The sequence below is a fragment of the Amycolatopsis acididurans genome (assembly GCF_012328925.1).
Taxonomy (GTDB): domain Bacteria; phylum Actinomycetota; class Actinomycetes; order Mycobacteriales; family Pseudonocardiaceae; genus Amycolatopsis_E; species Amycolatopsis_E acididurans.
Genome location: NZ_JAAXLS010000112.1, coordinates 1 through 1201, shown reverse-complemented (window position 1 = coordinate 1201; position 1201 = coordinate 1). Strand labels below are relative to the sequence as shown.

Here is a 1201-nt window from a genome sequence, read left to right as displayed (position 1 = left end):
ACACCCAACCGCCGCCTCGTTGCTCAAGCCGCAGACTGGCCGTACTCCTCATGCGGAACAGATGTACCAGCAATGACCCGACACGGCCGGCAAGTAACACGACGGCGGCGTGTCCCTGACCAGGAACAACACAACGATTAGCCGGTTAAGAGGGAGTCGCCGACGCTGCCTTCCGAGCGCGGAGGTGGCCAGGTCGGCTCGTTGGCGGGAGTCGATGGCCCAGCCGATGACCCGGCGGGAGTAGGCGTCGAGGACGACGCAGCAGTAGAGCTTGCCTTCACGTGTGGGGTGTTCGGTGATGTCGGTTACCCAGAGCTGATTCGGCCGGTCACGGTGGAAGTTTCGTTTAACCAGGTCGGTGACCGTCTTTGTCGAGGGGACCCGTTTTGCCTTGCGCCGCAACGGAAGCCCGGTCAGACCGGCGCGGCGCATCAGCGCGGTGACCGTCTTGCGAGACACGATCACACCGTGGGCAAGGACGAGTTCCGTGTGGACTCTTGGTGCCCCGTAGGTCTGCCGGGATGCCTCGTGGATGGCGGTGATCTGGTCGGTCAGCTACGCCTCCCGGATCGTGCCCGCCGAGGGTGGGCGGCCACGGGATTCGTAGAAGCCCGCTCGGGAGACACCGAGGGACAGGCAGGCCTGCCTGACCGGGACGCCCTCCGCGGCGAGCTCAGCGACGAGGACGAACCGGGCTTTTGGGGGCACCACCTTCTCCACCACGACAGCCGCCTTCCGCAGGATCTTGACTTCGGTCTCCAGCTCCGCGATCCGAGCCCGGGCCTCGGCCGGCGATACTGACTCGGCCTGTCCCGGGGTCGGAGACTTCAGACCGCGGTCGAGCAGATCCCGCGACTTCCAACGGTGCAGACAGGACTCGGCAATGCCCAACGACGCGGCGACATCGCGCACGGAGCGTCCCGCCTCCAGCAGGTCGAGGGCACGCCGCCGGAACTCCGGCGGGTAGGGCTTCGGCACGACAGACGATCTCCTTCACAAGATCGTCGGACCCTACATCTCCTCACTCAGCTCGCCGCACAGGTACTGAGAGCAGATCAGCCATCGGCTTTTCTGGCGTCGGTGGCGTAGCCGACGCCGAAGCCGTGGGGGTAGGGGTCGTCGGGGTCGAGGTGGAAGGTGGTGGTGGCGGTGATGAAGGCGCGGCCGCGGATGGTGGGGATGACGGCGGTGGTGTCGCCGA

General features: G+C 66.4%; 3 protein-coding genes. All 3 read right to left on the bottom strand.

Annotated features, from left to right (window positions below; genetic code table 11):
- Positions 1-48: 48 nt before the first annotated feature.
- Positions 49-543 (bottom strand): DDE-type integrase/transposase/recombinase, encoded by a 495-nt coding sequence (locus HFP15_RS42065; RefSeq protein ID WP_312872014.1) that lies wholly within the window; start codon positions 541-543, stop codon positions 49-51.
- A gap of 12 nt (positions 544-555) precedes the next feature.
- Positions 556-978, bottom strand: a complete 423-nt coding sequence (locus HFP15_RS42060; protein WP_168524203.1) for a transposase — start codon at positions 976-978, stop codon at positions 556-558.
- A 77-nt stretch (positions 979-1055) separates the two neighbouring features.
- A partial coding sequence (locus HFP15_RS44280) for a proline racemase family protein (protein WP_168524201.1) occupies positions 1056-1201 on the bottom strand: 146 nt, incomplete at its 5' end.